This is a genomic window from Streptomyces echinatus (assembly GCF_014203595.1).
GTDB lineage: Bacteria > Actinomycetota > Actinomycetes > Streptomycetales > Streptomycetaceae > Streptomyces > Streptomyces echinatus.
The window spans coordinates 630724-652867 of record NZ_JACHJK010000002.1 but is presented as its reverse complement, the minus strand read 5'-3'; the positions used below and the strand labels follow the sequence as shown (position 1 = coordinate 652867).

General features: G+C 73.1%; 18 protein-coding genes and 1 pseudogene. 8 read left to right on the top strand and 11 right to left on the bottom strand.

Translation table 11 applies throughout. The annotated features are described in order from the left end of the window. Positions 1-73: 73 nt before the first annotated feature. Both FHS34_RS07460 and FHS34_RS07455 read right to left on the bottom strand, forming a co-directional pair. Complete coding sequence (locus FHS34_RS07460; protein WP_184962383.1) at positions 74-2137, bottom strand: N-acetylmuramoyl-L-alanine amidase; 2064 nt, start codon at positions 2135-2137, stop codon at positions 74-76. Between the two features lie 197 nt (positions 2138-2334). Further along, a complete protein-coding gene (locus tag FHS34_RS07455) occupies positions 2335-3873 on the bottom strand; it encodes a M1 family metallopeptidase (protein WP_225817705.1) in 1539 nt (512 codons plus the stop codon). A 294-nt stretch (positions 3874-4167) separates the two neighbouring features. On the opposite strand from FHS34_RS07455, the gene FHS34_RS07450 reads away from it, so the two are divergent. Beyond that, positions 4168-5784, top strand: coding sequence for a peptide-N4-asparagine amidase (locus FHS34_RS07450; protein WP_225817706.1), 1617 nt, complete (start codon positions 4168-4170; stop codon positions 5782-5784). Between the two features lie 151 nt (positions 5785-5935). Here the strand turns inward: FHS34_RS07450 and FHS34_RS07445 are convergent, their stop codons facing one another. Further along, the gene (locus FHS34_RS07445) at positions 5936-6385 is read right to left on the bottom strand and encodes a MarR family winged helix-turn-helix transcriptional regulator (RefSeq protein WP_184962381.1); all 450 of its coding nucleotides are present in this window, start codon (positions 6383-6385) and stop codon (positions 5936-5938) included. A 113-nt stretch (positions 6386-6498) separates the two neighbouring features. Here FHS34_RS07445 and FHS34_RS07440 point away from each other — a divergent pair, with 113 nt between their 5' ends. After that, entirely contained in the window at positions 6499-8301 is a 1803-nt protein-coding gene (locus FHS34_RS07440) for an ABC transporter ATP-binding protein (RefSeq protein ID WP_184962379.1), read from the top strand. 43 nt (positions 8302-8344) lie between these two features. Continuing rightward, positions 8345-9238: an endolytic transglycosylase MltG gene (gene mltG, locus FHS34_RS07435; RefSeq protein ID WP_184962377.1), complete on the top strand. Its 894-nt coding sequence runs from the start codon at positions 8345-8347 to the stop codon at positions 9236-9238. Positions 9239-9251: 13 nt separating this feature from the next. Here the strand turns inward: mltG and FHS34_RS07430 are convergent, their stop codons facing one another. Continuing rightward, positions 9252-10328 carry an NAD(P)-binding domain-containing protein gene (locus FHS34_RS07430; RefSeq protein ID WP_184962375.1) on the bottom strand — a complete coding sequence of 359 codons (1077 nt, stop codon included), beginning with the start codon at positions 10326-10328 and terminating at the stop codon, positions 9252-9254. Between the two features lie 274 nt (positions 10329-10602). Here FHS34_RS07430 and FHS34_RS07425 point away from each other — a divergent pair, with 274 nt between their 5' ends. Further along, positions 10603-11025, top strand: coding sequence for a secondary thiamine-phosphate synthase enzyme YjbQ (locus FHS34_RS07425; protein ID WP_184962373.1), 423 nt, complete (start codon positions 10603-10605; stop codon positions 11023-11025). A gap of 206 nt (positions 11026-11231) precedes the next feature. On the opposite strand, the gene FHS34_RS07420 is transcribed toward FHS34_RS07425, so the two are convergent. Continuing rightward, positions 11232-11633 (bottom strand): DUF5997 family protein, encoded by a 402-nt coding sequence (locus FHS34_RS07420; protein WP_184962371.1) that lies wholly within the window; start codon positions 11631-11633, stop codon positions 11232-11234. An 82-nt stretch (positions 11634-11715) separates the two neighbouring features. Here FHS34_RS07420 and FHS34_RS07415 point away from each other — a divergent pair, with 82 nt between their 5' ends. Further along, positions 11716-12516 carry a LysR family substrate-binding domain-containing protein gene (locus FHS34_RS07415; protein ID WP_184962369.1) on the top strand — a complete coding sequence of 267 codons (801 nt, stop codon included), beginning with the start codon at positions 11716-11718 and terminating at the stop codon, positions 12514-12516. Positions 12517-12617: 101 nt separating this feature from the next. On the opposite strand, the gene FHS34_RS07410 is transcribed toward FHS34_RS07415, so the two are convergent. The 3 genes from FHS34_RS07410 to FHS34_RS07400 form a co-directional block, all read right to left on the bottom strand. Continuing rightward, on the bottom strand, positions 12618-14117 hold the full coding sequence (locus tag FHS34_RS07410; protein WP_184962367.1) for an MFS transporter: 1500 nt from the start codon (positions 14115-14117) through the stop codon (positions 12618-12620). A gap of 195 nt (positions 14118-14312) precedes the next feature. Next, positions 14313-15002, bottom strand: coding sequence for an HAD family hydrolase (locus tag FHS34_RS07405; RefSeq protein WP_184962365.1), 690 nt, complete (start codon positions 15000-15002; stop codon positions 14313-14315). A gap of 20 nt (positions 15003-15022) precedes the next feature. After that, complete coding sequence (locus tag FHS34_RS07400; protein WP_184962363.1) at positions 15023-15499, bottom strand: Lrp/AsnC family transcriptional regulator; 477 nt, start codon at positions 15497-15499, stop codon at positions 15023-15025. A gap of 233 nt (positions 15500-15732) precedes the next feature. On the opposite strand from FHS34_RS07400, the gene FHS34_RS07395 reads away from it, so the two are divergent. Then, complete coding sequence (locus tag FHS34_RS07395; protein ID WP_184962361.1) at positions 15733-17223, top strand: FUSC family protein; 1491 nt, start codon at positions 15733-15735, stop codon at positions 17221-17223. A 150-nt stretch (positions 17224-17373) separates the two neighbouring features. Continuing rightward, entirely contained in the window at positions 17374-18411 is a 1038-nt protein-coding gene (locus FHS34_RS07390; protein ID WP_184962359.1) for a lactonase family protein, read from the top strand. A 91-nt stretch (positions 18412-18502) separates the two neighbouring features. Here FHS34_RS07390 and FHS34_RS07385 read toward each other — a convergent pair whose 3' ends face one another. The 3 genes and pseudogenes from FHS34_RS07385 to FHS34_RS07375 all read right to left on the bottom strand — a co-directional run. After that, positions 18503-19429, bottom strand: coding sequence for a sirohydrochlorin chelatase (locus FHS34_RS07385; RefSeq protein ID WP_184962357.1), 927 nt, complete (start codon positions 19427-19429; stop codon positions 18503-18505). Between the two features lie 165 nt (positions 19430-19594). Continuing rightward, entirely contained in the window at positions 19595-20569 is a 975-nt protein-coding gene (locus FHS34_RS07380) for an N-acetylglucosamine kinase (protein ID WP_184962356.1), read from the bottom strand. Then, positions 20566-20910, bottom strand: a pseudogene (locus FHS34_RS07375) (uracil-DNA glycosylase); the annotation flags it as partial. The gene FHS34_RS07380 and the pseudogene FHS34_RS07375, both read right to left, overlap by 4 nt. Positions 20911-21142: 232 nt before the next feature. Between FHS34_RS07375 and FHS34_RS07370 the strand changes: the two are divergent. Next, positions 21143-21820 carry a uracil-DNA glycosylase gene (locus tag FHS34_RS07370; protein ID WP_184962354.1) on the top strand — a complete coding sequence of 226 codons (678 nt, stop codon included), beginning with the start codon at positions 21143-21145 and terminating at the stop codon, positions 21818-21820. The last annotated feature ends 324 nt before the right edge of the window (positions 21821-22144 follow it).

The following is a 22144-nucleotide window of genomic DNA, read 5'->3' as shown; positions in this document are numbered from 1 at the left end:
CCGGCCCGGGGGCCTTCCGGAACGAGCCGGCCCCGGGCGGCGCCGGGAACCGGCTCCGGCTGCGGCGGCCGCGTCACTGGGCCGGCGGAGCCTCTTCTCCCTCCGGACCCGCCGTGGTGGCGGACGACTGCATCACGTCGACGTCGCTCGCCCGGACGTACCCGAGCCGATGGCCGATCTGGATCTCGTAGTACTTCTCCCGGCCCCACACCACCGGGTTGGGCGTGTCGCCGAACGACTTGGCGGTGTAGGAACTGCCGACGCCGGACTGCGTCACGTACCGCTGGCCGGCCAGGAGGCTGTAGGGCAGCGGCGACTCGTCCGGCTCGTCCATGTCGTCCGGGTAGGCCTCCTCCTCCGGCAGCGCACGCCCGTACACCGGGACCTCGTCCAGACCCTCCTTCGGCGTGACCATGTGCCCGGCCGCTCCGACGGCGGTCGGGTGCGACTTGGGGTTCTTGAACCACGCCTTGTGTCCCTGGAACCAGATCGCCGTCCAGTCGCCGCTGCGGTCCGCGACGGCGAAGGTCTGGCCCGCGGAGACGCGCGATCCCAGGTCGTTGACGTCCTCGGTGGAGTCCTCGCCGTCCGGCTTCCGCCCCGGGTCCTGGATCAGCGGGGCGTTCTCACGCGGTTCGGTGTACAGACGGACGGCGCTGGAGCCGTGCGGCCGACACGGTGAACCGCTGCGGGTGCAGCCCGTGAACCGCGGCTGGTTCGTGTTGTAGTCCGGCAGGATGGTCACCATGTCGCTGTCCGGTCCCGCGGTGGCCCGCAGCGGTGCGCCGAGGAGGTCGAAATAGTGCCGCCAGTCCCAGAAGGGGCCGGGGTCGTCGTGCATGTCGGGGATGGAGTCGGCGGTCGGGGCCGGCACGTTGTCGTGGCCGAAGATGTGCTGCCGGTCGAGCGGGATCTCGTACTTCTTCGCCAGGTACCGCACCAGGCGTGCCGACGCCTGGTACATCTGCTCCGTGTACCAGGTCCCGGGCTGCGTGAGGAAGGCCTCGTGCTCGATGCCGATCGAGCGGGCGTTGACGAACTGGTTGCCGGAGTGCCAGGCCTCGTCCCTGGTCCTGACGTGCTGGGTGACATGGCCGTCGGTGGAGCGGACCGAGTAGTGCCAGGAGGCCTCCGACGGGTCCTGCACCGTCTGGAACATGCTCGCCAGCGACGCCTCGGTGTCGTGGATGACGATGTACTCGATCGGCTGGTCCCTGGGCCGGTCGGCCAGGTCGTGGTTGCCGTAGGCGCTGTCGTCGATCTCCTCGTACGGCGCGCCGAGCCAGTCACAGGCGAGTTCGGCGGGGCACTCGACCTCCTCCGGCCGCTGGGGACCCCCCGGGACGGGGGTGCGGTGGTGGGGCCGCACGCCGGGCAAGGCGGGGAGGGTGACGTCCTGGCCCTCGGCGGTGGTGCGGTGCGCGCCCTGCCGGATCACGGTGAAGACGTCGGCCGCGTACGCCGCGGCTGACGCGACGTCACGGGTGCCGGGGAAGCGCGCCACCGCGTCCCACCAGTCCGCGGGGTCGGTGCTGAGGGGCTTGCCGAGCTGGGTCTGGGTGGCCGCCAGGAGGGCCGCGCCGCCGCGTACGTTGGCGACGGCGTCCGTCCGCAGCCGTCCGGCCGTGGCCTGGATCAGCCGTGCCGCGTGCTGCAGATCCGCCGGCTGCACGGCGTGACGGGCCGTGACGCCCACGGCTTCCTCGGCGGCCGGCCCGGCCGTTTCCTGGGTGGACGGCCCGGCCGATTCCTTGGTGGAGGGCCCCGCGGCCCCCGCGCTCGGCCGGGCGTGGACGCCGTCCGCCGCCTTCGGTTCCGGCGACAGTGCCGGGGCCTTGACGAGGTCGGTGTCCAGCAGGTGCATCGGCCCGAAGCCGCCCGAGACGCTCGGCGCGCCCGGGTGGGCGTCCCAGCGCGACTGCATGTACGCCACGCTCATCAGCACGCTGCGCGGGACCTGGAACTCGCGCGCGGCGTCCGTGAAGGCGTTCTGCAGACGCCGGTCGGACGGATCGTCGGCGCCCGACATCGGGAGGATCAGCAACGGTGGCAGCAGAGCCGCCCCCGCGATCACACAAGCCGTACGACGGCATCTCCGGATGGCCGCGGGGACATATGCAGAAACATTTCTTCTCATCGCAGAGCTCTCCCAACCACGCTCGCTCACAACCAGGGCAAAGGAGTTGCCCGCCGTGCCACCCCTCGTACGTTTCCGTGCCCCGGGCGCCGTGTCGTGGCGAGAGTCACCGGGGTGGACCAGCCGTCCCGCAGAGGCCACCCGGTCGGCCGCAGCGACTCCGCTGCCCGGGGCAACCAAACGCGGCCGCGGGCCGCTCAGTCCTCGACCGGGTCCACCTGCCAGTCGGGGTGACCCGGCATGGGCGGGGTGTGCGCGCCGTACAACCACGGTGTCAGGAACGGTCCCAGGTCCTCGCCCGCGACTTCGGACGCGAGCGCGACGAAGTCGCGGGTGCCGGCCGCACGGCCCCGGTAGGTGGTCACCCAGGCCCGTTCGATCCTGCCGAAGGTCTCCTTGCCGACCTTCTCCCGCAGCGCGAACAGCACCAGCGCCGAGCCGTCGTACCGCATCACCTTGAACAGCGTCGCCTCGGTGGGCTCGGCGGGCGCTCCCTCGTCGTGCCGCAACTGGTCGTGCTGCTCGTACGCCGCCCGCATCGCGGACTCCATGCTCACGCCGCCGTGCTCGTCGGAGTACAGGCGTTCGTAGAAACGGGCGTGACCCTCGCTCAGCCACAGGTCGGACCAGCGCCGGACGGCGACGCTGTCGCCCGTCCAATGGTGCGTCAGCTCGTGGACGAGATTGCGCTCGGCGTCGACCCGGTCGCCCAGCAGGTCCTCCCGGGGCACGACGGAGAGCGACTGGGTCTCCAGCGCCACGGGCAGGTCGGTGTCCCCGACCAGCACCCCGTAGCGGCGGAACGGGTACGGGCCGAGGCGCTGCTCCAGCCACTGCAGGTGCTCCGGGGTGAGCGAGCGGTACGCCTCGGTGTCGGCGACCAGTCCGTCCGGCACGACGTCCCGGACGGGCAGTCCGCGCGGGCCTCGGCTGTCGACGACCGTGAACCTGCCGATCGCCAGCTGGACCAGTTGTGCCGCGATCGGCTGCTCGGAGTCGTACGTCCACCGGACGCGGCCGTCGGGCCGCCGCACGGTGCCGACGAGCCGGCCGTTGGCCACCGCCCTCAGGCCGGCGGGGGTGGTGATCCGGAACGTGATGGGCGCCCGAAGGCTCGGGTGGTCGTTCGCGGGGAAGATCATTCTGGCGCCGTCGGGCTGTGCGCAGACGACGGTGCCGTCCGGGGTCGGCACCCAGCCGTAGTCCTGGATCGCGTCGTCGCGGTGCCGTGTCTGGGCCGGGTCGGCGGTGTAGGCGACGTGGACGGTGAACCTGCGGCCGCGCGGGACCGGCTTCGCGGGGGTGACGACGAGTTCGTCGCCGGCGCGTTCCGCGGTGGCCGGTGCGCCGTCGACGGTGACGCGGTGCAGGGCGTTGCCCGCGAAGTCGAGGTCGAAGCGGGACAGGGCCTGCGTCGCGGTGGCGCTGATGGTGGCGCCGGCCTCGAAGGGCGTTCGCGGGGCCCGCCAGTCGAAGTCGAGCGTGTACCGGCGGACCGTGTAGCCGCCGTTGCCGGCGAGCGGCATGAGCGGGTCGCCGATGCCCGGCGCGCCGGGGGACGGGGCCGGGCCGGCCGGGGCGGCGGAGGCGCCGGGGGCGGGGGTGCCGTGGTCCGGGCGCGGGCCCGGGCCGGGGAACAAGGCGTCACCGGCGAGTATGGCGGCGCCCGTCACGGCGACGGCGCCCGTGACCGCGACGGCTCCGGTGACCGTGCGGAAGAGCGTCGTGCGACGCACGCGGAGGACGGGGCGGTGGGGCCGCTGCCGGGGGTCGTGGCGCGGGGCCGGCGCCTTCATCGGAGGGGCCGGTGGGCGTCGAGGGCTCGGGGTGCCGGACGTGCGGCCGTGCGCCCCGCTGGACTGCCGGCGGTCATGATCTCCATGACGGTACTATGTCAGTTAGGTGTGCTTATAGCACTAAATGTTCCTTCGCTGGACGGGTGCGCGGGGCCGTGCGGCCGTCGTCCTCATCGCGCCGATCTGTCGAGGCGTCATTGCGGGGGCGGGTCGTCTCCCCGTAGAACACGGGCCATGAGAAGACGGTTAGTCATGTCCATGCTCGCCGGAGCGACCCTCGTGGTGAGCGCGCTGTTCGGGACCGGTGCCGCGACCGCCCAGGCGGTCGACGTGCCCGCCGAGTTCGGCACCGACTGGCACGACCCGGTGACCGCGGGCCCGTCCGTCGACCGGCCGCACACGCGTTCGTGCCAGGTCACCCTCGCTGACGCCCAGTTCCGCGACTTCACGCCCTATCGCGGCGGCTACACGCCCCCCGAGGGCTGTGGCGACCAGTGGAGCAAGGTCGTGCTGCGCCTCGACGGCAAGGTGAAGGGCCGTCAGTACGACCGGCTCGGCTATCTGCATGTCGGCGGCGTCGAGGTCCTGCGCACCTCCACCCCGGAACCCTCACCCGACGGCATCGAGTGGCACGTGGAGAAGGACGTCACCCGCTACAGCGACACCTTCCGTGCCGCCAGGGACGTCGAGATGCTGATCGGCAACGTGGTCGACGACACCTACACCGGTGTCATCGACGTCCACGTCACCCTGACCTTCTACGCGGGACGTCCCGGATCACCCGCCCCCGACCGCGTCCTCACCCTCGCCGACACGTCCGCCGGCACGACCCTCACCACCCCGCGCAACAGTGAGCGGATCGTCGCGGAGGTGTACGCGACCGGTTCGGGCGGCGGCTGCGAGGAGTTCTGGTACCTGACCGTGGCCGACCCGGCGTCGTACTCGTGCAAGGCCGACCGCGGACCCTACCGCGAGGTGCAGATCAGCGTCGACGGCAAGCTCGCGGGCATCGCGGCACCGTTCCCCAACGTCTGGACGGGCGGCTGGTCCAACCCCTTCCTCTGGTACGTCCTCCCGGCCCCGGGCGCCTTCGACGTGCGGCCCGTCGAGTACGACCTCACGCCGTTCGCCGGCCTCCTCAACGACGGCCGCCCGCACCGCGTCGAGGTCTCCGTCGTGGGCGTGCCCGCCGGGCAGTCGGGCTGGAGCACCCCGGTGAACGTACTGGTCTGGCAGGACGCGCATCGCGCCCACGTCACCGGAGCGCTCGCCGGGATCAAGGCCACCGATCTCGCCAACTCCTCGGTCTACACCCCCGGTTCCGAGGACCGGGTGCGCACCGAGGCGGGGCACCGGCTCACCGTCTCCGGCTATCTGGACACCTCGCACGGCCGCGTGACCACCACCGTCACCCGGACGCTCGCCAACACCTCCGTCCACCGCTGGACCGCCGGCGAGACCACGGACGGACTCGACGCGACCTGGACCGACGACGAGACCGTCACCGTCGGCGGCCCCGGACACGGCCCCGCGCGGGCGACGCACACCCGTCGCGTGTACACCGTGAACGGCGCCACCACGCTCGGCCCGGACAGCCGGCTGCGCACCGTACTGACCCTCGGCGACCGGGCGTCGGTGGAGACGCGCGGGGGCGGCCGGCGCACCACGTGGTCGCGGCTGGACGACACCTACAGCGGCGACGCCGCCTACACGGTCGACGTCCCGCGTGACCAGCGGCACGCGGTCGGCACGTCGACCGAGCGCTACCGCCTCCTCGGCCCGGACCGCTGCTACGACCGCTCGCTCACCACGGTCCAAGGGATGCTGACGGACGACCGCCACCGCTGCTGACGTGGGCGGCGGCACGGGGTGCGCCGCGTGAGGCAACCGGCCGGCCCGGCCGGTCGCACGCGGTACGGAAGGCGTGGCCCGGCGGCTCCGGTCGCGCGACGGCCCCGCTGGCGACGGCCCCGCTCCTTCCCGGGAGCGGGGCCGTGGGCGTTCAGCAGCGCTGGGCGGCGTCCCCGTCGATCAGCGTGTCCAGCAGCACGCCGAGCACCTGGCGTTCCTTCTCGGTCAGCGGCGCCAGTATCTCCTCTGCCGCCGAGCGCCTCGCCCCGCGCAGTTCGCGCAGGGTCGCGCGCCCCTCGTCCGTCAGCTCGATCCGGGTCACGCGCCGGTTCGCCGGGTCCGGTGCCCGCCGTACCTTGCCGCTCGCCTCCAGCCCGTCGACCAGCGTCGTCACCGCGCGGGGGACGACCTCGAGGCGCTCGGCGAGGTCGGCCATGCGTGGCGGTGAGGCGTAGTGCGCGAGGGTGCGCAGCAACCGGGACTGGGCCGGGGTCACGCCCAGTCGCCGCTCCTCCAGATGGCGTTTCTGGATGCGGTGCACCCGGCGGGTGAGCCGTAGCAACTGCTCGGCGAGCGGTCCGTCGGGATCGGCGGTGGTCATGCGGGAACAATATCAGGATGCCGTTCATTGTGAGTATAGGTAACAATGAGCTACGATCCGTCAGGCAGCGTCGGCCTCCCCGGGCCGGCACCCGTTCCCCTCCGTAGGAGCCCATGCATCCCGACCGTGAACCCTCCTGGACCCCACCTGCCGACGCCGGCGAACAGCCCCGGCAGGTGCGCCGCATCCTGCGGCTCTTCCGTCCCTACCGCGGGCGGCTGGCCGTCGTCGGCCTGCTCGTCGGCGCCTCGTCGCTGGTCTCCGTGGCCACGCCGTTCCTGTTGAAGGAGACGCTCGACGTAGCGATCCCCCAGGGTCGCACCGGCCTGCTGAGCCTGCTCGCGCTCGGCATGATCCTCAGCGCCGTCCTGGCCGGCGTCTTCGGTGTGCTCCAGACGCTGATCTCGACCACCGTCGGCCAGCGGGTCATGCACGACCTGCGCACGGCGGTCTACGGCCGGCTGCAGCGCATGTCGCTCGCCTTCTTCACCCGCACCCGCACCGGCGAGGTGCAGTCCCGCATCGCCAACGACATCGGCGGCATGCAGGCCACCGTCACCTCCACCGCCACCTCCCTGGTCTCCAACGCCACCAGCGTGGTCGCCACGATCGTCGCGATGATCGCCCTGGACTGGCGGCTGACGATCGTCTCGCTGGTCCTGCTGCCGGTGTTCGTGTGGATCAGCCGCAGAGTGGGCAACGAACGCAAGAAGATCACCACCCAGCGGCAGAAGCAGATGGCCGCGATGGCGGCCACGGTCACCGAGTCACTCTCGGTCAGCGGCATCCTGCTCGGCCGCACCATGGGCCGTTCCGACTCGCTGACCGCGTCCTTCGCCGGGGAGTCCGAGCGCCTGGTCGACCTGGAGGTCAGGTCGAACATGGCCGGGCGCTGGCGCATGGCCGTGATCACGATCGTCATGGCCGCGATGCCCGCGGTCATCTACTGGACGGCCGGCCTCGCCCTCCGGTTCGGCGGTACCGAGGTCTCCCTCGGCACCATCGTCGCCTTCGTCTCGCTCCAGCAGGGCCTGTTCCGCCCGGCCGTGAGCCTGCTCGCGACCGGCGTCCAGATCCAGACCTCGCTGGCGCTCTTCCAGCGCATCTTCGAGTACCTGGACCTGCCGGTCGACATCACCGAGCGCGAGCGACCGGTCCGGATCGACCAGGTCAAGGGCGAAGTCCGCTTCGAGGACGTCGAGTTCCGGTACGACGACAAGGGAGGCCCGGTCCTCGACGGCGTCGACGTCACCGTGCCGCCCGGCGGCAGCCTCGCCGTCGTCGGTCCGACCGGCGCCGGCAAGTCCACGCTCGGCTATCTGGTGCCCCGCCTGTACGACGTCACCGGCGGCCGCGTCACGCTGGACGGCGTGGACGTCCGCGACCTCGACTTCGACACCCTCGCCCGCGCGGTCGGTGTCGTCTCCCAGGAGACGTACCTCTTCCACGCCTCGGTCGCCGAGAACCTGCGCTTCGCCAAACCGGACGCCACCGACGGCGAACTGCACGCGGCCGCCAAGGCGGCGCAGATCCACGACCACATCGCCGCGCTCCCCGACGGCTACGACACGGTCGTCGGCGAACGCGGCCACCGCTTCTCCGGAGGCGAGAAACAGCGTTTGGCGATAGCCCGCACGATCCTGCGCGACCCGCCGGTCCTCATCCTGGACGAGGCGACCAGTGCGCTCGACACCCGCACGGAAGCGGCCGTCCAGCAGGCCATCGACGCGCTGTCGGCCGACCGTACGACGATCACCATCGCCCACCGTCTGTCCACGATCCGCGGCGCCGACCAGATCGTGGTGCTGGACTCCGGACGCGTCGCCGAACGGGGCACACACGACGAACTCCTGGAGCGGGACGGGCGGTACGCGGCCCTGGTGCGCCGGGACGCGCGACTGCAGCCGACAAACTGAACATATGCCGGGTTTATGAGCCTATGCGTATTACCGTGCCCGCATGCAGACGAACACTCCGTCACGGAGCAGGATCCGACTGACACGCCGGGGCAGACTCGCCGTCGTCGTGGCCGGTGCTGTCGTGGCCGGCGCCGCCGTGGCGGTGCCGCTGCTGACGCTGGCCACCGACCACGAACAGGCGCAGTCCGCCATGCTGGTCATCCCGGAGGGCTGGCGCTCGGGCCAGGTCTACGACGCGATCGACAAGGCGCTCGCGCTGCCTCCCGGCAGTACCCGCAAGTCCCTCGACAAGGCCGCCCTGCATCTGCCGGGCGAGGCCGGGGGCAACCCGGAAGGCTATCTCCTGCCCGCGACATATCCGGTGCGGAAGGGCGCGACCCCCGAGTCGCTGCTGCGGGCCATGGTCGACAACGCCAAACGGAAGTACGACGCCGCACCGGTCGCGGCCGGGGCACAGCGGGAGGCGATGAACGTCTACCAGACCGTCACCATCGCCAGCATCGTCCAGGCGGAGGCCGGCACGAAGGTGGACATGGGCAAGGTCGCCCGGGTCGTCTACAACCGGCTCCAGAGCGGAATGCCGCTGCAGATGGACTCGACCATCAACTACGCGCTGAACCGCAGCACGGTCCGCACCAGTCAGGACGACGCACAGCTGGCGAGCCCGTACAACTCCTACCAGCGCACGGGTCTGCCGCCGACACCGATCGACAACCCCGGCGAGCAGGCGATGCGCGCCGCCCTCAACCCGACGCCGGGCGACTGGCTGTACTACGTCACGGTGCGGCCCGGGGACACGCGCTTCACCGCGGACTACAACGAGCACCTGAAGAACGTGGCCGACTTCAACGCCGCTCACCAGGACGCGGCGACACAGCCCTCGGACAGCGGCGCACCGGCGCTCCCGGCCTCACCGGGAGGCGCCGGCAGCTGAACCGTACGGGACCTCACGCGGCGACAGGCTCGTCCGTCAGCAGCCGCCTGATGTCCCGTACGGCGGCGCGCCCGGCCCGGTTGGCCCCGACGGTGCTGGCCGAGGGGCCGTACCCGACGAGGTGGATCCGCGGATCGGCGACCGCACGGGTGCCCTCCACCCGGATGCCGCCGCCCGGTTCACGCAGCCGCAGCGGAGCGAGATGGTCGAGCGCGGCCCGGAAGCCGGTCGCCCACAGGATCACGTCGACCGCCACCCTCCGGCCGTCCCGCCACTCCACGCCCTCCGGGGTGATCCGGTCGAACATCGGCTGCCGGTCCAGGATTCCGTCGGCGAAACCCTGGCGGACGGCGTCGTTGAGGGGCAGCCCGGTGACCGAGACCACACTGCGCGGCGGAAGCCCCTCCCGCACCCGCTCCTCCACCAGCGCGACGGCCGCGCGGCCCGCCTCCTGGTCGAACGGGCCCTCGCGGAAGACCGGAGGCCGCCGGGTGACCCAGACGGTCGCGGCCGCGTACGGGGCCAGCTCCAGCAGGTGCTGAGTGCCCGAGGCACCGCCGCCCACGACGAGGACCCGCTGCCCCGCGAACTCCTCGGGGCCGGCGTACTGCGCGGTGTGCAACTGCCGCCCGCGGAAGGTCTCCTGACCGGGATAGCGCGGCCAGAACGGCCGGTCCCAGGTCCCGGTCGCGTTGATCAGCGCCCGCGTCGACCAGTCGCCGTCCGATGTCTCCACCAGCAGCCGCTCCCCGCCGCCCTCGCGCACCGCGCGCACCTCCACGGGACGCCGTACCCGCAGGCCGAAGGTGCGCTCGTACCGGTCGAAGTACTCCCGGACGACCTCGGCCGAGGGCCGCGCCGGGTCGGCGTCCGTCAGCTCCATGCCGGGCAGCGCGTGCATCCCGTGCACCTTGCCGAACGTCAAAGAGGGCCACCGGAACTGCCAGGCCCCGCCCGGCCCGGGGGAGTGGTCCAGGACCACGAAGTCGCGGTCCGGCTCGAAACCGGTCCGCCGCAGGTGATAGGCGGCGGCCAGACCGGCCTGACCCGCGCCGATGACGACGACCTCGACCTCGCGTGCTCCGTTCACGCCACTCCCAACAGGGAGCCGCCCGCGGATCTTCCCGGCTGCGGCCCGGCGCCCGTCCCCTCCGACGGCGGAGTCCGCGACGCGAGCGACCCGGAGACACGGAGACACGGAGACATAGAGATGTAGAGACATGGAGACACAGGGAGGGCCGACAACCCGCCGCGCCCGGCCGGGTGTGCGCGCGGGCCGACGGCGTCCCGCCGGACGAACCACCCGGACCGGAAAGGGCGGCGCCGTCGAGTGTGAGAACCGGCGTATGGGTCAGGATGGGGGCATGTCCGATGCCTTCACCACGCGCATGCTGCACGTCTCCACCGGTTCCCGGGAGCGTGTCGTCGACCTGACCGCGGACTGCGAGGAGTTCCTGCGGGAGGCGGCGGCAGGCCGGGACGGCCTGCTCAACATCTTCGTCCCGCACGCCACCGCCGGAATCGCGGTCATCGAGACGGGCTCAGGCAGTGACGACGACCTGCTCGCGGCTCTGCACACCCTGCTGCCCGCGGACGACCGATGGCAGCACCGGCACGGCAGCCCCGGCCACGGCCGCGACCACGTCATGCCCGCCTTCGTCCCGCCGCACGCGACCCTGCCGGTGATCGGCGGACGCCTGGAGCTGGGCACCTGGCAGTCGGTGTGTCTGGTGGACACCAACAAGGACAACCCCGACCGCCGGGTACGGCTGAGCTTCTACGGCTGAACCGCCCCCACCTGGCGGAACCCTCCCGGCCGAACGTACCTGGAGGCCCGGGCGGGCATCCGGGCCGGGCGGAAGGGCCGGTCGCGCTCGGCGCCGGGCGCAGAGGCCGGGCGGGATGGTCGGCTGCGCTCGGTGCCAGGCGCAGAGGCCGGTCGTGCTGAGTGCCGGGCGGGACGGTCAGCCTCGCTCGGTGCCGGGCGGAGAGGTCAGCCGTGCTCGGGGCCGCCCTCCGCCTTCTCCTTCTTCAGGTTCTTCAGCCGCACGGTCTCCTTGCGGACCTCGGCCTGGGTGGCGCGCTCCTTCTCCAGCCACTCGGGCCGCTCCTGCTTGAGCGCCTCGATCTGCTCGGTGGTCAGTGCTTCGGTGACCCCGCCCCGGGCGAGCCCCGCGATGGACACGCCCAGCTTGGCGGCCACCACCGGACGCGGGTGGGGGCCCGTGTTCCGCAGCTCGCGCAGCCACTCCGGCGGGTTGGCCTGCAGCTCGCTGAGCTCGGCGCGCGTGACCACACCCTCCTGGAAGGAGGCGGGGGTGGCGGGGAGGTACACACCCAGCTTCTTCGCCGCGGTCGCGGGCTTCATCGTCTGGGTGCTCTGCTGCGACTTCATGAGGTCAAGGGTATCGGCCGTGTGCGGGACCGCCGACCACGGCCGGTGCCGGCGGCCTGCCCGCTGCCGGTAATCTGGCCTGGTGACAGGCTCGGAGGAATCACCGTCGTTCCGGCTCGCGTACGTTCCCGGCGTGACGCCCGCCAAGTGGGCGAAGGTCTGGCGGGAGCGTCTGCCCGGCGTCCCACTCACCCTCGTCCAGGTCCCGGCCGCCGAGGCGTCCGAGGTGCTGCGCGCCGGGGACGCCGACGCGGGCCTGGTCCGGCTGCCGGTCGACCGTTCGTTCTTCAGCGCGATCCCGCTGTACACCGAGGCCTCGGTGGTCGTGGTCCCGAAGGACCATGTGATCACGGCCGCGGACGAGGTGACCCTGGCCGACCTCGCCGACGAGGTGCTCTTCCACCCCTTGGACGACGTCTTCGACTGGGACGCCCCGCCCGGCGAACCGGCCTTCGAGCGCCCCGCGACGACACCCGACGCCCTCGAACTGGTGGCGGCGAACGTCGGCCTGCTGGTCGTGCCGCAGTCGCTGGCCCGCCTGTACCACCGCCGTGACCTCACCTACCGCCCGGTCGTCGACGCACCCCAGTCGAGCGTCGCCCTGTCCTGGCCGGAGGAGGCCACCACCGATCTGGTGGAGGACTTCATCGGCATCGTCCGCGGACGCACCGTCAACAGCACCCGGGGCCGTACGGCGGCGCAGCCCGAGGCCGACGACCAGCGCAAGCGCTCCGACCGGGGCGGCGCCCGGCAGACTCCGGCGGGGAAGGGTCAGGGCAAGTCGTCTGCGACGTCCTCCGCCAAGCCGGGGAGCCGTACGGCCCGCGCCCGCACGGGCGGCGGCAAGCCGGCCAAGCGGGGGAAGCCGCGCCGGAGGTCGTGAGGCGAGCGGCCGACCGGCCGCTCACGACCCGGGCCGCACCGGCCCCGCTCACGACCCGTCCCGCACCGGCAACGCTCACGACCCGTCCGCACCGGCAACGCTCACGACCCGGGCCGCACCGGCTCCGCCGTGCCGTCCTCTTCCCGGCCCCAGCCGGCCGGTTCCCCGGCCAGGTCCGGCTCGGGACCGGACTTGCGGTCCCGCAGATCGGCGACCGCCAGCACGAGCGCGACCAGGATGATCGCCACCGAGGAGAGCAGCCCGAGCTGCATCGCCGTATCGGTGCGGCCGTGGTTGGCGAGGTGCGCGAAGTACACCGAGCCCACCACCGCGATCCCGGCGGCCGAGCCGACGCGCTGGCCCGTCTGCAGGACGCCCCCGGCCGCGCCCGCCCGGTTCACGGGGACCCGGGTGAGGGTGAGGGTGGTGTTCGGGGAGACCGTCATGCCCGATCCGATGCCGCCGACGAGCAGCGGCAGCGCCGACGCCCAGCCCAGGTTCCGCCCGGGCGCCAGCTCCATCGCCGCGACCACTCCGAGCAGACCCAGCGCCACCCCGCCCAGCCCGATGACGACGAGCTTGCGGCCGTGACGCACCACCAGGCGGCCGCCGATGGCCGCCCCGATCGCGGAGGCCACCGCGAAGGGCAGGACCGTGAGCCCCGACGCCAGCGCGCTGTACCCCAAGCCGTTCTGCAGGTACAGGGCGTAGAGGAAGAAGACTGTGGTGAAGCCCGCGAAGTAGGTGAGGCTGATCAGAGCGCCGAGCGTGAACGAGCGCAGGGAGAACAGCGCCAGGTCCACCAGCGGGGCGCGTCCCAGCACCCCCTGCCGTCTCTCCCAGGCCCAGAACGCGCCCAGCAGCGCCAGGGCCACCGGCACCAGCGCCCACTTCTCCCGTCCGGTCCACTGCTGCTCCTGCACCAGGGGGAGCATGAGCGCGAACACGCCCGCGCCCAGGAGCAGCACCCCGAACAGGTCGAACTCCTCGTGCTTCCCCGCCACCGGCAGACGGGGCAGCAGCCGGAGCCCCGCGACGAAGGCGGCCACCCCGATCGGCAGATTGACGAAGAACACCCAGCGCCAGCCGTCGTCGGTGCCGACCGCGTCGATCAGCAGGCCGCCGACCAGGGGACCGGCCGCGGTCGACACGCCGATGACCGTGCCGAGGACGCCGAAGGCCTTGGCCCGTTCATCGCCCGGGAACATCTGCTGGATCAGCCCCGAGGTCTGCGGCGCGACCATGCCCGCCGCCGTTCCCTGGATCAGCCGGAACACCACCAGCCAGGTGGGGCTCGCCGCCAGCCCGCAAGCCAGCGAGGCCACGGTGAACAGGGCGAGCCCGATCAGGAAGGCCTGCCGCCGGCCCCGCATGTCGCCCAGCCGGCCCGCCGGGACCAGGGCGAGCCCGAAGGTCAGGGCGTAACCGGAGACCACCCATGACTGGACCGCCTCAGAGGCCCCCAGCCCGCGCTCCAGCGAGGGCAGCGCCACATTCACGATCGAGGTGTCGAGAAGCGAGATGAAACCCGCCGCCAGACAGACCCCGAGCGCCTTCCACCGCCGCTCATCGGGGGCAGGCCGGGCCTGGACTGTGCTCATGGGGTCACGCTATGCAGTCGTCGCCCGTCGCGCACGCCGAACAACTGCGCGTCACCCCGGCCCCGGCGCCCCGGCCGCCGCGGGACCGTCACGCACGTACGGCGCCGCACGTGCCGTCCGCCCCCGCCGGACGAGGGCTGGCCACCGTCCCGCGCGACACCGGGGACGGTCACCCCGGACGGCCCGGAAAGGGGCTCAGCGGGCCGTGTCCCGCAGCCAGGTGTACGCCGACTGCGCCGTGAACTCTGCCTGTCCGCCTCGCAGCAGCAGGTCGGCCGTGGCGAACTCGGGAGCACCGGCCTGGGCGGGGACGTACGGGATCGCGACGCAGCGCATCCCGGCCGCGTGGGCGGCGGCCGCACCGGGGGCCGCGTCCTCCAGGACCACGCAGTCGGCCGGGGCCGCGCCGAGCCGGCGGGCCGCCTCCAGGAAGACGTCCGGGGCGGGCTTGCCGTGGGGCACCGCGTCGGACGAGACCACCGTGCGCAGGAACGCGGCCAGGCCGGTGCCCGCCAGGATCGCGTCGATGGCCTGCGGGGAGGAGCCGGAGGCCACCGCCATCGGCACGTTCTCGGCGGCCAGCAGCTCCACGAACTTCCGCATCTCCGGGTACGCGCGCGTGTGGGCGCGGGCCAGGTCCAGATAGCGGCGGTTCATCGCGGCCAGCAGCTCAGCCACCGGGACACGCAGGCCGTAGCGTTCCCGCCAGATCGTCACCGTCTCCAGGGTGCTGACACCGACGTAGCCCTCGTGGTCCGTCCAGGTGAAGCCGGGGACACCGTGCTCGGCCAGCGTCCGCCGGCTCGCCTCGTAGTAGTTCGGCTCGCTGTCCACCAGCGTTCCGTCGAGATCGAAGATGACCGCGAGGGTGCCGAGATCGCTCATGGCGTCCAGCATGCCAAGGATCAGACGCGGGCCGCCCGGCCGACGGACTCCACCAGGGGCAGCAGCCGGTGCGGGACGCGCTCGCGCAGCGCCACCTCGGTACGGGTGCGCACCACGCCCGGCAGGCTGATCAGCTTCTGGATCACGTCCTCCAGATGCGCGTTGTCCCGGCCCACCACCCGGGCGAGCAGATCCCCGCCACCGGTGATCGAGAAGGCCTCCACGATCTCCGGGACGGCGGCCAGCGCGTCCCCCACGTCGTCCAGATGGCCCTGGGTGACCTCGATGTGCACGAAGGCCAGCACCGGATGCCCCAGCGCGGCGGGGGAGAGGGAGGGGCCCGTGCCGGTGATCACGCCGTCCCGTTCCATCCGGTCCAGCCGCGCCTGGAGCGTGCCGCGGGCCACGCCGAGGATGCGGGCGTACTCGCGCACGCTGGTGCGCGGCTGCTCCAGGAGCAGCCGCAGGATGCGGGTGTCGAGTTCGTCCACGGCCATGATGTCCGACTGTACCAATGGCCCACTGCCCTCGCCGCCCCATGTGCCGCTCGACCTGGGCCGTTGGCGTTGCCATGGGTCGGCTTGCTCCGCCGCGGAAGGGCCAATGGCCCAGCGGATCGGCGTTGACTTGAGCCAGTGACCCTGGTGGTGCTCTCATGGACCTGTCGATGGCGCTGCGGATCCCGCGGCGCCTTTTCTGTGCCGTGTTTCGTTCCCCGGGGAGGACAGCAGTGCTGAAGAGGATGTTCGTGGCTCCGGACCCGGGCGGGGCGCGCCTGCGCTTCGCGGCGCGGGCCGTCCTCGGCATCGGCCTGGCGGTCGTGGTCTGCGGACTCGCCGGACACTCCCTCGCCGGTGCGGTCACCGGCGGGCTCGCCGCGCTGCTCGCCCTGTTCACCGTCGCCGACCCGACCGTGCGCGGGCAGGCGGTCACCACCGCCCTGCTGCCCGCCGTGGGTGTGCCGGTGCTCGCCGTCGCGGCGGAGCTGCACGACGTCCCCGTCGCCCGTGACTTCGCCTTCCTGGCCGTGGTCGGCGCCGGCGTCTACGCCCGCCGGTGGGGTCCGCGCGGTCACAGCCTCGGCGTGTTCGCCTTCATGACCTTCTTCGTGGCCCAGTTCCTGCACGCCACCCCGGCGCAGCTGCCCGAGCTGTACGCCGCCGTCCTGCTGTCCGTGCTCAGCGCGGCCGCCGTGCGGTTCGGTGTGTGGTGCTACGAGCGCCGGCTGCCCCCGGTCGCCGTACCCGCCCCGCCCGCCGGGACCGGGCTGGCCCGGGTGACCACGCGACAGGCCGTCCAGGCGACCTCGGGCGCCGCCTTCGCGCTCGTCGTGGGCCAGCTGGTGTCGGGGCAGCGCTGGTACTGGGCCGTCGGCGCCACCTGGTGGATCTTCGTCAACACCGCCTCGCGCGGCGAGACCCTGGTCCGCGGCTTCCGGCGGGTCCTCGGCACGGTGATCGGCATCTGCCTGGGCTTCCTCGTCGCCGTACCCGTCGACGGTGCCCCGGTCCCGACGGCCGTCCTCGTCGCGGTCGCCGTCTTCGGCATCTTCTACACGGCCGCCGTCTCCTACACCTGGATGATGCTCTGGGTGACCGTGCTCGCCGAGTCCCTCTACGGCCTCCTCGGCGTCCTCAGCCCCGGACTGCTCGCCCTGCGCCTCGCGGAGACCGGCGTCGGCGCGCTCGGCGCCGCGCTCGCCGTCGCGATCGTGCTGCCGGTCACCACGCACGCCACCACCGACGCCTGGATCCAGCGGGCCCTGCGCTGCGTGCACGCGTGCACCGCCGAGGCCGCGGCCCGCCTCGCCGGGTCCGCCACGGCCGACCCCGCGCCCCGCGTCGCCGAACTGGAACAGCTGCTCGGCCGGGTACGGCTGTCGGTGGCCCCGCTGGTGCACCCGCTGAACCCCAGGCCGGCACGGAAGGCGCGGGCCCGCCGGGTGCTGGCGCTGCTCGACGACTGCGCCCGCGAGATCCGGGGCCTGGTGGCGATCGCCGCCGACCCCGAGGCGTCCCACGACGCCCGGCTCGCCGCCGCCTGCTGGCGTGTGGAGGCCGCCGTCGAGGCCCTCACCGCCGGCCGCGCCGAACCCGTGCGGCGCCCCGCCGAATCGCCCGCCGAACCGGCCCTGGCCCATCTGCACGGCCTGGAGCGCGCCCTCGCCGACCTCGCGGAACCCCTGCGCACGCCGTCCGGGTCCCGGCTGGTCGGGGCCTGAACGGCCCGCCGCTTCGCGCGAACCGCCCTGCCGCCCCGCCCTCTTGGTCTAGACCGGGACTGATCGACTGCTACCGTCGGCCCCGGACCGGCTCGGCCGGCTCGACTGGCTCGACCGGGACTCGACGGGCTCGACCGAGAGGGGACAGCGGTGGCACAGGACGGCAGGGCGGGCAGGCGCCGGGCGTTCATCGGATCGTTCACGGCGGCGGGCGGCCCCGGACTGGTGATCGCGGAGGTCGCGCCGCGCAGCGGGGCCCTCGACGTCGTGTCCGCCGTCAAGGACGTACCCGACCCCTCCTACCTGGCCCTCTCACCGGACGGGCACACGCTGTACGCGGTCAGCGAGACCGCCGAGGGCGCCGTCGCCGCCTACCGCGTCACCGGCGACCGGCCGGAACCCACCGGCGCACCGGTACCGGTGGACGGCAGCGGCCCCACCCATCTCAGCCTGCACGACGGGCATCTGCTCACCGCCAACTACGGCTGCGGCAGCGTCACCGCCGTACCCCTGCGCCCGGACGGCACGCTCGCCGACGCGCCCTCCGGGCGGCTCCAGCACACCGGCTCCGGGCCGCACGACCGGCGCCAGCGCGGCCCGCACGCCCACCAGGTGCAGCCCGACCCCAGCGGCCGCTGGGCCGTCAGCGTCGACCTCGGGACGGACTCGGTCCGCGTCTGCACCCTCGCCGACGGCGCCCCGGCCGTGCACCGCGAGATCGCCCTGCGCCCGGGCTCCGGCCCGCGCCACCTCGCCTTCCACCCGGACGGCGAGCACGCCTACGTGGTCAACGAGCTGACCCCCACGGTGACGGTGTGCCGCTGGGACGCCGAGGGCGGCTCGCTCAAGCCGCTGACCGAGGTCCCCGTGCTGCGGGACGCACCGGCCGGGGACGCCTACCCCTCGGGGATCGTGGTCTCGCCCGACGGCCGCTTCGTGTGGACGGCGACCCGCGGCGAGGACGTCCTGTCGGTCCTCGCCGTCGAAGACGACGGGCTCCGGCTGACCACCACGGTGCCCTGCGGCGGGCGCTGGCCCCGCGCGCTCGCCCAGCACGGCGGCTTCCTCTACGCGGCCAACGAGCGCTCCGGTGACGTGACCTGGTTCGCCGTGGACGAGGCGACGGGCATCCCCCGCTACGACGGCTCCGTGCGGGTCACCGCGGCCTCCTGCGTGGTCTTCGGCTGAACCCTTCGGGCCCGGACACGGCGAAGGGCCCGCCCCCGGACGGGAGCGGGCCCTGTGTCGTACGGACGCCGGCCACCGGTGGCCGCCCGCGTCAGCGGACCGGCGCGCCCTGCGGCTGCTGCGGGGCGATGCCCAGCGCCGTCGTGTACTTGGCGAGCGCGAGCTTGCCGATCGCCGGGTACGCGCCGAGCGCCTCGGCCGTGGCGCAGCCCGCCTCCTCGGCCGCGGCGGCCAGCAGACCCGCGTCGATCTCCGGGCCGATCAGGTACGGCGCCAGGGCCAGCTGCTGCGAGCCGGACGACCGCAGCTGCTCGGCCACGGAGGAGATGGAACCCTCCTGGTCCAGGGCCGCCGACATCACCGGCACGGCCAGGCGCGCGGCGAGCAGCATGCCGGTGATGCCGGCCGCCTGCACGGCCTCGTCGCCGCCCACGGAGGCCAGGATGATGCCGTCGGCGGCGGTGGCCACGGTGAACAGCCGGGCGCGGTCGGCGCGGGCCAGGCCCGCCTCGGACAGCCGCACGTGCAGCGCCTCGGCGAGCAGCGGGTGCGGGCCCAGGGCATCGGTCAGGTCGGCGGCGACCCGGCTGTCCATCACGGACTGACGGATCCGGCGCAGCAGCGCGTTGTCCGGTCCGGCCAGCAGCGGGACGACGACGGCGACCGGGCCGTCGGGCTCCTTGACGCCCTCGATCCCGGCGGCGACGGCCTGCTCGTAACGGGCGGTGCGCTCCTCGGCGGCGATGGCCAGCACGGAGCGGAGCGTGAGGAACTCGGAGTCGTCCCCGTCCAGGTACCCGATCCGGGCGTCCAGGCCGGGCAGCTCGGAGCGGGCGATGCTCACGACCTCCTCGGCGAGGCTGCGCGTGGCGGCGCTGGGCGCGCCGGGCACCGCGAGGACGAGCGCGGGCGCGCCCTCGGGAGCCACCAGCGGCTCCGGACGGCGGTGCCGTCCGGGCTGGCGGGGTCGCGGCATTCGTACGGGCAGGCCGGACGCGGGTCCAGTGGGGGAGCTCATGGCGCCGCATGTTACTGGTTTCCTGGGTTCCTCCGTTCGGGGAGGGTGCAGGTGAGCGGTATCCGTCCGGTTTTGTCTGATGAGTTACGTACGCATGACACGCGTTTCCGGCACATGCCGGACGCATGGGCCGACACCGCGACACAACCCCCTTCTCGCCGACGGTCAGTCACGCTGGGTGTGGCTCACGCAGAGCATCGCAGGATCCCCCGGCAGGTCGAGCCGCCCCGCCTCCAGATCCGTCGCGATCCGTACCGAGCCGTGCAGCGGATCCCCCGCGGCCGGTACCTGCCGGGCGTGCGGCAGCCGGCGAGCCAGTTCCTCCCGCAGGGGCATGAGGAGGGGGTCGCCCATCTGGAACAGGCCGCCGGTGAGCGCCACTTCGGGTTCGCCCCGGGCCGGGCAGACGGCCGCGGCGGAGTCGGCCATGTGCCGGGCCGCCGCACCCAGGATCTCCGCGGCGACCGGATCGTGTGCGGCGCAGGAGGCAACCCGGGGCGCGAAGGAGGCCAGAACGGCGGCCCGGTCGGCCCGCGGGTACAGCAGGCCGGGCAGGCCGCGCACCGGGCCGAACTGCTCCTCGGCGCAGGCCAGCAGCGAGGCGGAAGCGCCGTCGCGGCCGTCGTGGGCACGCAGCGCGGCCTCCAGGCCGGCCCGCCCGATCCAGGCGCCGCTGCCGCAGTCGCCCAGCAGGTGCCCCCAGCCGTCGGCCCGCCGCCAGCCCGTCAGGTCCGTGCCGATCGCGATCAGCCCGGTGCCCGCGGCGAGGACCGCGCCCGGCCGCGACCCGAGGGCGCCGGCGTAGGCGGTGACGGCGTCGGCAGCGAGCGCCACGGTGCGTACGCCCAGCTCCCGGGCGAGGGCGCCGGGCAGTTCGGCGCGCAGGGCGTCGCCCAGGGTGGCGAACCCGGCCGCCCCGACGACGGCCGTACCCAGCCCGTCCAGCTCCGCCCGGGCGGCCAGGGCGCGGGCCACCGGGACGAGTTGCTCCAGCAGATGGGCCGGGTCGATGCCCCGCGCACCCGTGCGGACCGGTTCCCGGGACTCGTGCCGCGCCGCGGGTTCCCGCCCCGGGACACCGACGGCGACCCGCAGGCCGGAACCGCCCGAGTCCACGGCGAGATACCCCGCGGCGGTCACGGCAGACGCCGGTCCACCGGCTGTCCGCCCTGCCGCATCGGCAGGTCGTTGGCCTGGCTGAAGGGGCGCGAGCCGAAGAAGCCGCGGTCGGCCGGCATGGGCGAGGGGTGCGCGGACTCCACCGCCGGAAGACGGCCGGGCAGCGGACGGAGGTTGCGGGCGTCTCGGCCCCACAGGATGGACACCAGCGGCTTGCCGCGCGCCGCGAGGGCCCGTATCGCCTGCTCGGTGACCTCCTCCCAGCCCTTGCCGCGATGCGCGCCCGGGCTGATCAGGCTGGGCGGCAGGGGGCGCACCTCGGGCGCGACCGAGAACGACAGGCCCACCGTGTGTGCGGGAGTTCCGCGATCTGCGTACCGAGTGTGAGGGGCTGACCAGGTGTGACGACCATTGCGGAGTGGCTTGATCACTGGGTGCAACGGGCTCCCCTCCTTCCCGGTGACCGGCTGCGTGATCTGCTCGACCGGTTCGAAGATCCCGACGAAGACGAAGAGTAGCGCCAGGAGCGGCGGCCGTGCGTGAGGGCTTATGTGTTGTGCCGGGGCACGGCGCCCACCAGTAGAGTGAGGCGCCGTGGCACCACGACCCTTGCATGAACTTGTTGAAGCAGGCTGGGCGAAGGCTCTCGAACCTGTGGCTGAACGCGTCGCGGCCATGGGGGACTTCCTCCGGGCCGAGATAGCGGCCGGCCGGACTTATCTTCCGTCCGGGGCGAATGTCCTGCGGGCCTTCCAGCAGCCTTTCGATGACGTCCGTGTCCTGATCGTGGGACAGGATCCCTACCCCACACCCGGGATGGCCATCGGACTGAGTTTCGCGGTCTCGCCTGAAGTGCGTTCGCTGCCGGGGAGTCTGGAGAACATCTTTCGGGAGATGCACTCCGACCTCGGGTTGCCCAGGCCGTCGAACGGCGATCTGACGCCGTGGACGCAGCAGGGTGTGCTGTTGCTCAACAGGGCGTTGACGACGGCCCCGCGCAAGCCCGCGGCGCACCGGGGCAAGGGCTGGGAGGAGGTCACCGAGCAGGCGATCCGGGCCCTTGCCGGGCGCGGCAAGCCGCTGGTGTCCATCTTGTGGGGGCGTGACGCGCGTAATCTGCGGCCGCTGCTGGGGGATCTCCCGGCGATCGAGTCCGCGCACCCGTCGCCGATGTCGGCGGACCGGGGCTTTTTCGGCTCGCGCCCGTTCAGCCGGGCCAACGATCTGCTGCTGCGGCAGGGGGCGCAGCCGGTGGACTGGCGACTGCCGTAGTGCGTGTTGCGCGGTGATGGCTCGGAGGGCGGCGGCCTCCTGCCGGGGGTGCCGGACTCTCGCTGGACTGGGGACGCCGAGGATGGGCGACGCTGAGCGCAGCCAACAGGTCTGACCGTTGTTCAGCAGGCCGGCCATGAAGAACGACTCGCCGCCCGACGCGTCGAACCCGTGGGCGGGCCCGCCTGAACGAGTTGCCCCACTTTAGAGGCATCGGAGGGTAATGAACGTGGCCCGCCGGTAATTCACGACCCGAAAATGAGACAGTATTGAAACCGGCGCGGACAGGAAATTGAATATGGGCGCCATCCATTTAATTTCCGC

Coding starts and splice junctions, on each gene's coding strand:
- FHS34_RS07425 (WP_184962373.1), top strand. CDS start 10,603: ATGTCCGATGCCTTCACCACGCGCATGCTGCACGTCTCCACCGGTTCC.
- FHS34_RS07405 (WP_184962365.1), bottom strand. CDS start 15,002: ATGAGCGATCTCGGCACCCTCGCGGTCATCTTCGATCTCGACGGAACG.
- FHS34_RS07385 (WP_184962357.1), bottom strand. CDS start 19,429: ATGAGCTCCCCCACTGGACCCGCGTCCGGCCTGCCCGTACGAATGCCG.
- FHS34_RS07440 (WP_184962379.1), top strand. CDS start 6,499: ATGCATCCCGACCGTGAACCCTCCTGGACCCCACCTGCCGACGCCGGC.
- FHS34_RS07450 (WP_225817706.1), top strand. CDS start 4,168: ATGAGAAGACGGTTAGTCATGTCCATGCTCGCCGGAGCGACCCTCGTG.
- FHS34_RS07400 (WP_184962363.1), bottom strand. CDS start 15,499: ATGGCCGTGGACGAACTCGACACCCGCATCCTGCGGCTGCTCCTGGAG.
- mltG (WP_184962377.1), top strand. CDS start 8,345: ATGCAGACGAACACTCCGTCACGGAGCAGGATCCGACTGACACGCCGG.
- FHS34_RS07445 (WP_184962381.1), bottom strand. CDS start 6,385: ATGACCACCGCCGATCCCGACGGACCGCTCGCCGAGCAGTTGCTACGG.
- FHS34_RS07420 (WP_184962371.1), bottom strand. CDS start 11,633: ATGAAGTCGCAGCAGAGCACCCAGACGATGAAGCCCGCGACCGCGGCG.
- FHS34_RS07460 (WP_184962383.1), bottom strand. CDS start 2,137: ATGAGAAGAAATGTTTCTGCATATGTCCCCGCGGCCATCCGGAGATGC.
- FHS34_RS07410 (WP_184962367.1), bottom strand. CDS start 14,117: ATGAGCACAGTCCAGGCCCGGCCTGCCCCCGATGAGCGGCGGTGGAAG.